This is a genomic window from Nitrospirota bacterium (assembly GCA_037386965.1).
Classification (GTDB): Bacteria; Nitrospirota; Thermodesulfovibrionia; order Thermodesulfovibrionales; family JdFR-86; genus JARRLN01.
Window position 1 is genome coordinate 1 of record JARRLN010000082.1, and the last position, 9379, is coordinate 9379.

Genomic DNA, 9379 nt, shown 5'->3' on the forward strand with positions numbered 1-9379 from the left:
CTTATTTTTCGTGCGTCCATTCTCCCACAAAAGCCACCAGGCCACCAGTGGCTTCTCCATCATGAATGAAACCTATATCGTTCCGCACGGGTTTTTTCCCAGCACACTCCGGCGGCTGCCGCTATTCCTTGCGCACGATGAACTCGCAGACCCCCGTATAGACCAGCCCGTCGGAGCCGTCTATGGACAGGGGCGTCCCCTCCCGTATCTCGTACCCTCCCACCCGGGCCAGGGGCTCTCCCGTCGCCGGGTCCTTTCCGAGGAGCATGCCGGTGCAGCCCACCACGGCGGTGATGCCGAACTTCTGCGACAGGATGGCCGCATGGGAGGCCGCCCCGCCCACCGCCGTCAATATCCCCTGCACCTCGGCCAGGAGGGCCACGTCCCGGGTGCTGGTCTCTTTGCGTATCAGGATGAGGGGCCTCTCTGCCTTCTCGCGGAGGCCGCGGAGCTCTTCCACCGTCCGGGCGAAGGTGGCCGCGCCGCTCAGGGCGCCTCCATAGACCCCGATGCCCCGGCCCACGATGTTCGATTCCATCCGGCAGACCTCGTGAAACCTGTCCGTCTCCCGGCTCCGGAACTCCATCCGCTTGGTCTGAAGCACATAGAGGCGCCCTTCCCTCCGCCGGTACGCGGCCTCCACCTCCTCGGGAATCCCGCCCATGGCCTCCTCCACCCGGCGGGCCGCCCGGGCGTGAAGCTCAAAGAGCTCCCGGTCGGTCTCCTCCAGGCTCCCCTCCCCCTGCCACCGGGCGATGGGGCGGCCCGCGGACCTTCCGTAGACAAGCTCGTCGCCCGTGGCCTGCTCCATGGTCTCCCCGTAGACCTCCCTGCCCAGCGTGCGGGGGTTTCTGGTGAAGAAGACGGAGGCCCCGGCCTCCTTCTGGTTGCCGTAGACCATCTGCATGAGGAGCACCCCGGTCCCCCAGTGCTCCGAGACCCCCGTGGCCGCCCGGAAGTCCCTTGCCCGCTGCCTGTGCCACGATGCGTAGACGCCCTCCGCGGCGCCCCTGAGCTGAAGATACACGTCATCGGGAACGTCCTTGCCCGCGGCCCTCATCATCTCCCGGTACCGGCGCGTCAGCTCGGCCATCTCCGGGGCCCCGAGCTCCCGGGTGGAGGAAGCCCCCCGCCGGGCGAGCACCCCCTCCTTCACGCGGTCGAACTCCTCCGTCCCCAGGCCCAGCACGATGGAGCCGTAATGCTCGAGGAACCTCCGCTCCGAGTCCCGGGCCAGCCAGGGATCCCCCGACCGCCTCTCCAGGGCCGCCCGGGTGGCCTCGTTCATCCCCACGTACAGCACCGAGTCCAGTATCCCCGGCATGGAGACATAGGAGCCGCTCCTTACCGAAAGGAAAAGGGGGTTCTCCCCGCTTCCGAAGACGGCGCCCGATTTCCCCTCCAAGGCCTGCACGGCCTCCCTCAGGGTCTTCTCGCACTCCGCGCTTCGCACCCGGGCGGCGTAGTCCCCGGCCCCCAGGGAGGGGAGGGCCACCGCCGGGGGCACGTCCAGTCCGCTCCGGAGGAGATAGACGAGATTATTGGCCTTGCTCCCGAGCCGCGCGCCCAGGAGGCTGGCATCGGCCGGGCCCAGTTCATCCAGCACGTAGAAGGCCCTCTCCGGCGCCTCCTCCCCGTCCGGAGCCTCCTCATCCTCCCCCTTGGCCACCCGCATGCCCAGGGCCCTTATGAGGGCGTTCAGGAGCCTGTCCAGCTCCTCGAAACCCGCGATGCCGTTTATTATCTGACGGATGAGCACGTCCAGAGCGCGGTCGCGGAAGCCCTCCTCCCCGGGGCGGAGGCGAAGCAGATGCTCCGGCAGCTCATCGACCGGGGTCTCCCCGAGGAGCCGGAGCACCGGCCCCTGAAAGTCCCGGTACAGGGTCTCCATGAGCCAGGTCAGCTCCCCCTGCCACATCCTGAGCAGGTCCACCAGCTGGGAGAGCCTGAGGCCCCGCACCCCGAGGAGGCCGACCAGCTCCCGCACCCGGGCGTTGCCCAGCCCGTGAAGCTCAAAGAGCCCCGCCATCTCCCGAAGCGCGGAAAGCCACTCCCTCGTCTTCTCCCGGCCGAACCCGTCCCCCGCGCTCTCCACCCTGTCGATAAGCTCCTCAAGGAGGACGCGCACCCGCTCCTCCTCCCTCAGCAGCTCGCCCATGGCGTCGAACTTGGCCTCGTGGTAGGTGCCGATGACCGAAGGTATGCCGAAGGCGATGTGCCGCTTGAAGTACAGGGACTCCTCCGGCTCGGTCCTCTCCGGGGAAGTGAGGACCCCGGCCAGGGAGGCCGCCCTTTCCAGGGCGGAGCGCAGTGCCTCCCCCAGGCTGCCGCCCCCACGGGCCCCACCCAGGAAGGCGTATTTGCGGACTATCTCCCGGTAAAGCTCAAAGAGATACCCCATCTTCCGGCGCACTTCATCGGACGGGGATGCTCCTTCAAGGGCTTCCTCGACCCGCTCCTTCCCCACCCCGAGGAGACGCTCCGGGTGGAGCCCTTCCCCATCCACCGCCCCCAGCTCTTCGAGAACAGTCCGGGCAGTCCCCTGGTAGGCCTCGAGGAGGCCGGGGCGGAGAGCTTCCAGGACCTCTTCCGGCACCCGTCCCTCCAGGGGCCCGGCGTCGCCCTCGTACCAGGCGCGGATGACGCTTTCCACCAGGGGGACGTTGTTGTTGCTCGCGTTTGCGTGGACCTGCTTTCTCAGAAAGTAGAGGGCCGGGTCGTTCCCCCAGGCGTCAAGCTCGGTGCTCAGCTCCCGCACCTTGCCCGAGGCGCCCACGTCGTGGAAGTAGACCGGGAGGCGCTTGAGGATGAGGTAGCCCGGAAGGAAGTCCTCCCTGAGCGCCCCGGCGTTCAGGTAGTGGGAGACCTCCCGCTGAAAGAGGGCATCGTCGGGGATGAAAACACCGCTCAGCACAAGGTTGGCCGCCAGGTGCAAGGCCGCCTCCCGGAAGGCCCCCGGAGAGACGGCCAGCACCCGCAGAAACCCCCGCAGCCGCCTCAGGTGCCGGGGGTTCGCCTTCTCCGCCCAGGTCTCGCTGGAAAACCCGCTCAGGCGGGGAGGCGGCACCCGTATCCTGGCGAGAGCCCCCCGGTACGCATCGAGGAGCTCCCGGTCCTTCGCGCCCAGGACCGCGCCTGCGATGTCCTGGCCAAGGAGGATGTCCGAAAGCGGCGGCCCCGCCGCATCCAGAATGCCGAGCACGCCCAGGGCAAGCCCCCGCTCTCCGGCCTGCGCCGCCTTCCTCAGAAGCCCCGCGGCATGGGACATGGACTCCTCCCGGGCCTCGGGGGCAACCTTTCCCATCAGGCCGAAGGCCTCCTGCACCGCGCCCGTGAGCACCTCCCCCGGGGCCCTGCCCACCGCGCTCTCCACGGCGTCAAAGAGCGTCCCCAGGGCGTGCTTCTCATCGAGGAGCCTGACGTCCAGGCCCTGCATTATGGAAAGCGCCTCCCCGGGGCCGCCTTCCCCGGAGAGGGCCCGGAGAGCTTTTTCCACGCCCTCCCGGAGCCCGGCCTTCCTGCTCTGGGAGAAGGCCCGAAGCCCCTCCCCCACGGCCGGCGAAGTGTAAGCGGCCAGGCTCAAGACCACGCCGTCCCTCACCGCCGGCGGGTCTGCCCCCTCGAGGGACTGGAGCATCCCCCGGAGCAGACCCCGGACCTCCACGCCCCTCCCCCTCATGAGGGAGAGCACCCGGATGGCCTGCCCGTAGCGGTAGCTCAGGACCACCCCGGCGTCCTCCACCTCCCTTGCCCAGGCCGAGAGGGCGTGGGCGAGCTTCCGCTCTTCCTTGGCCTCCTTCTCCAGGGGCAATTCCACCAGGTCCAGGACGTTCATCACGGTCTTGTCCCCAAAGCCCCGGGCCTCCTCCGCCGCGGCCCGGGCGGAAAACCGTGCAAGCACCGGAAACCACATGTAGAAGGCCCCCCGCTGATACCAGAAGAGGTCCGAGGCAAAGGTGCGTATGTCCCCGGAGAGCTTTCGCCAGTCCCGCTTGCTCGAGAGAAAGGAGGCCACCAGGGCCTCGGCGGCCCGCTCCAGGCCCCGCCTGCCCTGGACCATATCGGTGAGCATCTTGAAGTCCATGTCCCTGAGCTCCCGGGAAAGCTCCAGGGCCGACGTGTATGGCCCTCCCCGCTGCTCTTTCCTCAGAAGAAACGTCCCCACGTGCCGCGCCCCCCGGAGAACGTCCAGCTGAAGGTTGCCCTCTTCCCCCACCGCCTCGGCGGGTGCGCGGAGCTCGAACTCCCCGTCCTTTATCCCCGCCCGGTCCAGCTCTGTGCCGCGCTGAAGAAGCACGATGGCGTAATCGTCCCCGGGCATGGAGAGGATGCGCCCGGTGAAGGTCCTGGTGCCGTTCTCCTCGGCCTCGCAGAAGTCCTTCATGACCAGCGAGGTCACCATTCCCTTGTACGCGGTGGCCAGGGTGCCCGCCAGGAAATCCAGCGTGCATATAGGATTCTGCTTCGTCACTGCCGGGTCCTCCGGGCAAAAGAAATAGCAATGGAAGGAAAGCGCGAGAGGCGGAAGAAAGACCCCCGGCCCCTCGTCCCGGACGGCCGGCCCGCGGGGCCGCGTGCTGTGCCCGCCGCGTCCTGCCTTTCCCTTGCGGGCCCACGGCCCGCTACGTCACCGCGCCCACTCACGTCGAGCCCTGCCCCGCGGTGCAGGCCAGGCAGTGTTCCCCCACGGCTATGGGCCGGGAGGAAAGGCCCGCAGGGTCGAACTCCCGCACGTGCCGGGGCAGGCCCTCCGGCAGGCCGAGCCCCAGGACCTGGTTGAAGTCGCAATCATAGAGGGCCCCGTCCGGGCCCACGCTCACCAGGCGGCGGCACATGAGCCCCTCCAGGGTGGCGGGGTTGAAGGCCTGGGCAAGCTTCTCCATGTACGCCGTAAGCTGCCCCGTCCGCTCCAGGAACTGCCGGAAACGTCCGATGGGCATGTTGGTGAAGGTGTACAGGCGGTCAAAGACGATGCCGAACCCCTCGCGGAGGGCTCGCCTGTAGTCCTCCTCCAAGCGGCACTGCGCCGGCGGCAGGAAGGCCCCCTGGGGGTTATAGACCAGGTTGAGCACGAGCCCCCCTCCCTGCCCGTAGCCCAGGGCGTTCAGCCTCCGGAGGGCGTCGATGCTCTTTTGAAAGACCCCGTCTCCCCGCACCCGGTCCACGCCTTCCTCCAGGTAGTACGGCAGGGAGGCCACGACCTCCACGCCCAGGCGGGCATAAAGCTCCGGGAGGTCCTCCATGCCGCCCTCATAAAAGATGGTGAGGTTGCTCCGCACAATCACATGCCGGCCCCTCCGGCGGGCGGCCTCCACAAGGTCCCTGAAGGAGGGGTTCAGCTCCGGGGCCCCGCCCGTGAGGTCCACCGTGGGGATGCCGCACGCGTCCAGGACCCCGAGCACCTCGGCCGCCGTCCCGGGCCCCATCAGCTCCGCTCTTTGGGGAGAGGCCTCCACGTGGCAGTGCTTGCAGGCCATGTTGCAGCGGTACCCCAGGTTGACCTGAAGGATGTCCAGGCCCGCGGCCCGCAGCGTCTTCTCCCTTATGAACCCGGGTGCGTCCATCCGTCCTAAAGCGAGACCTTATCCACCGCGTTATGCGCCTGGATGCCGTGTATGAGGGCCGCCCCGCCCCTCAGCGCGGAGGCCACGTGCACGGCCTCGGTGATGTGCTCCATGCTCATGCCTTCCTCCAGGCAGCCCTGGGCGTAGGCGTCGATGCAGTAGGGGCACTGAAGGGCATGGGCCACCCCCAGGGCTATCAACACCTTCTCGCGCTTGCTGAGCGCGCCGGGCTCCAGGGCCGCGTTGTACCAATCCATGAACTTCCTGAACAGGTCGGGGTTGTGCTTTCCCATCTGGCCGAAGCGCGCCAGGTCCTCCTCGCGGTAATAATCACCCATGGACTTTTCTCCTCCCTTATGCCTGTATGCAAGCCGTTTTCCCCATTATAAACAATTGTCCGGGGGTGTCGACCCCCGGGCGGCGCGCCCCCGTGTTGAAAGCCCTTCGGGGGAGGGGTTACAATGCCCCCACGGCATAAGCCAGAGAGGAGGAGGCGCGCGATGAAGGTCATCGGGTTTAACGCAAGTGCCAGAAAGGACGGAAACACCGCCCTTCTTCTGAACACCGCCATGAAGGAGCTTCGCAGCGAGGGCATCGAGACCGAAATGGTGCAGCTGGCTGGCAAGCACCTGAAGGGCTGCATCGCCTGCTACAAGTGCTTCGAGAACAAGGACCGGCGCTGCTCGGTCACGGACGACATGCTCAACGAGTGCATCGAGGGGATGCTCGGGGCCGACGGCATCCTCCTGGGCTCTCCCACCTATTTCGCCGACCTCAGCGCCAACATGAAGGCCCTCATCGAGCGGGCCGGTATGGTGGCGCGCGCCAACGACCACATGTTCCGCCGGAAGGTGGGCGCCGGGGTCATCGCCGTCAGGAGGGCCGGGGCCACCCACGTCCTGAGCTCCATCAACTACTTCTTCCTCATCAGCCAGATGGTCGTGCCCGGGTCGAGCTACTGGAACCTGGGGGTGGGGCGCGACCCCGGAGAGGTGGCCGGGGACGCCGAAGGGATGGAGACCATGCGGGAGCTGGGGCGGAACATGGCCTGGGTGATGAAGAAGCTTCACTCGTAAGGGGGACTCAACTCGTAAGGGGGACTCGCGTCCCCCTTACGTATCCCCCAAAAAACAAAACGAAGAAATTTTACGTGTGTGGCGCGTGAAGTGCTATAAGAGTTCCCCCTGCGTATCCCCCTGAGAGATTCGCAAAGGCAACTGGGGAGGGGAAAGCCGATAAGTACCCGCAGAAAAGCTGAAAGAGCCTTTAGGGATAAGGAAGGGCGCTGGCGCCCGAAAAGGCACTGGTGCCCGCTGGTGCCCGAGAAAGGGCACTGGTGTCTAGTCCTCGCGGGCGCCGGAGATGAACTCCTCCACCAGGCGGTAGGCCTCGTCATCGGGGTACTGCCGGGGGGGATGCTTCATGAAGTAGGCCGAGGGAGAGTAAAGGGGCCCGCCCTTGCCGCGGTCCAGGGCCAGCTTGGCACACCTGGCAGCGTCGATGGCCACCCCGGCGGAGTTCGGCGAGTCCTCCACCGATAGTCTCAGCTCCAGGTTCATGGGCACGTCGCCGAAGAGCTTGCCCTCCATGCGGATGAAGCAGACCTTGTTGTCGTTCTGCCAGGCCACGTAGTCGCTGGGCCCCACGTGGATGTTCTTGTCGTCCAGCCTCCGGCCCACCACCGCCTGGACGGCCTCGGTCTTGGACTCCTTCTTGGAGGCGAGCCGCGCGCGGTTCAGCATGTTCAGGAAGTCCGTGTTGCCTCCCGTGTTGAGCTGGTAGGTGCGCTCCAGCCGCACGCCCCGCTTTCTGAACAGGTCGGTCAGGAGGCGGTGCGTGATGGTGGCCCCGAGCTGCGCCTTGATGTCGTCGCCCACGAGGGGGATGTTCTTCCGGGCAAAGCGCTCCGCCCACTCGCCGTTGCTTACGATGAAGACCGGCATGCAGTTTACCAGGGCCACGCCCGCCTCCAGGCAGCACTCGGCGTAGAACTTGACGGCCTGCTCCGAGCCCACCGGCAGATAGTTCATGAGGACCTCGGCCCCGGAGTCCCTGAGGGCGGCCACCACGTCTTCCTTCGTGGGCTCCTTTTCGTCTGACAGAAGGAAGGTCTGGCTCTCGGCGTAGTTCAGCATGTGCTCGGAAACCCCGTCCAGCACCCGGCCCATGCGGACCCTGATGCCGGTGGCCCGGACATCGTCGCAGAAGCAGGCGGTGCAGTTGGGTTTGCAGAATATGGCCTCCGCCACGTCCCGCCCGACTTTCCTCTTGTCCACGTCGAAGGCGGCCACCACCTCCAGGTCCGACGGCCTGTATCCGCCGACATCCCAGTGCATCAGGCCGATGGCGTCCTGTTTCTTCTCCTCGGTATAGTAATAAATGCCCTGGACCAGCGAACTGGCGCAGTTGCCGACTCCGGCAACGGCAATCCGGATCTTCTTGCCCCCCATCTACGAAGTACCTCCCGCAGTCATTTCACCGCCACCGCAGACGAACGTCACCGTTGTATGAGACATTGATTTCACGGGCTTCCCCTTTCCCGCACCAAGGTCGAGATAACCCCCGGGCCGACGCGGGGCACACAAATTTTATATCTTTTCCCCTGCATTTGCAAGCCCGTGGAGGCGGGGTCCCTCCGTCTCCGGAAATTGGCTCATGACAGGCCGCCGACTCCGTGATAGAATTTCATCAAAAGAGGGAACGCGGGGTTCCGCGGCCCGCATTTTCCGTGGTGATTTCAGCTTTGAGGAGGAGCCAAGAAAATGAACGCCAATCCGTTGAAGCAGCTCTCCGAAATCCAGAGCGTCTGGCTGGATTATCTCAGCCGCGACATCATCGCCTCGGGCAAGCTCCGGGGCTTCGTGCAGGGCGATGGCCTCTCGGGGGTTACGTCGAACCCCACCATTTTCCAGAAGGCCATCTCCGGCGGCTCGGAGTACGACCAGCCCCTGGAGGCCCTGGTGGAGCAGGGCATGACCGAGAACAAGGAGATTTTCCTGACCATGGCCATCGAGGACATCAAGCAGGCCTCCGACATCCTGCTCGGGGCCTACCGGGAGAAAAACGGCAGGGACGGCTTCGTGAGCATCGAGGTCTCCCCGGACCTGGCCCATAAGACCGAGGAGACCATACAGGAGGCTTCCGACATATTCGCCGCCGTGGACCGGAAGAACTGCCTCGTCAAGGTGCCCGGCACAAAGGAGGGCCTGCCGGCCATCGAGGAGCTCACCCGGCGCGGGGTCAACGTCAACATTACCCTGCTTTTCTCCGTGGAGCGCTACAAGGAGGTGGTGGACGTCTTCATGAAGGGCCTGGAGCGCCGGCTCGCCGAGGGCAAGCCCATCGACGAGATATTCTCCGTGGCCAGCTTCTTCGTCAGCCGCGTGGACACCAAGGTGGACGGCTACCTGGACAGGATGGACAACCCCGGGGCCAAGGAGCTGCGGGGCCGCGCGGCCGTGGACAACGCCCGCCTGGCCTACCAGTACTACAAGGAGGTCATGGCCTCGGACCGCGCCAAGAGCCTCCTGGCAAAGGGGGCCAAGGGGCAGAAGCTCCTCTGGGGGAGCAGCAGCACCAAGGACCCCGCCTACAGCGACATCAAGTACGTGCAGGAGCTCATTGCTCCCGATACGGTAAACACCATGCCCGAGACGACGATGGACGCCTTCCGGGACCACGGCACGGTGCGCGTCTCCATAGAGGACGACCTGGACAGGGCCCGCGCCCTGCAGGGCGACCTCGGCTCCGTGGGCATCGACATGGAGGAGGTCTGCCGGGAGCTGGAGCAGGAAGGCGTCAAGAAGTTCTCCGAC

6 protein-coding genes are annotated in these 9379 nt (G+C 66.2%); 2 read left to right on the forward strand and 4 right to left on the reverse strand.

Features of this window, described 5'->3' with window-relative positions:
• Positions 1-121 precede the first annotated feature (121 nt).
• The 3 genes from P8Y39_11000 to P8Y39_11010 form a co-directional block, all read right to left on the reverse strand.
• Positions 122-4471 (reverse strand): PEP-utilizing enzyme, encoded by a 4350-nt coding sequence (locus P8Y39_11000; GenBank protein ID MEJ2192852.1) that lies wholly within the window; start codon positions 4469-4471, stop codon positions 122-124.
• A 169-nt stretch (positions 4472-4640) separates the two neighbouring features.
• Positions 4641-5564: an arsenosugar biosynthesis radical SAM protein ArsS gene (gene arsS, locus P8Y39_11005; GenBank protein MEJ2192853.1), complete on the reverse strand. Its 924-nt coding sequence runs from the start codon at positions 5562-5564 to the stop codon at positions 4641-4643.
• Between the two features lie 5 nt (positions 5565-5569).
• Positions 5570-5902 carry an arsenosugar biosynthesis-associated peroxidase-like protein gene (locus P8Y39_11010; protein MEJ2192854.1) on the reverse strand — a complete coding sequence of 111 codons (333 nt, stop codon included), beginning with the start codon at positions 5900-5902 and terminating at the stop codon, positions 5570-5572.
• Positions 5903-6064: 162 nt separating this feature from the next.
• Here P8Y39_11010 and P8Y39_11015 point away from each other — a divergent pair, with 162 nt between their 5' ends.
• Positions 6065-6640: a flavodoxin family protein gene (locus P8Y39_11015; protein MEJ2192855.1), complete on the forward strand. Its 576-nt coding sequence runs from the start codon at positions 6065-6067 to the stop codon at positions 6638-6640.
• A 264-nt stretch (positions 6641-6904) separates the two neighbouring features.
• On the opposite strand, the gene P8Y39_11020 is transcribed toward P8Y39_11015, so the two are convergent.
• A complete protein-coding gene (locus P8Y39_11020) occupies positions 6905-8014 on the reverse strand; it encodes an inositol-3-phosphate synthase (protein MEJ2192856.1) in 1110 nt (369 codons plus the stop codon).
• Between the two features lie 312 nt (positions 8015-8326).
• On the opposite strand from P8Y39_11020, the gene tal reads away from it, so the two are divergent.
• The coding region (gene tal / locus P8Y39_11025) for a transaldolase (GenBank protein MEJ2192857.1) at positions 8327-9379 on the forward strand (1053 nt) is incomplete at its 3' end.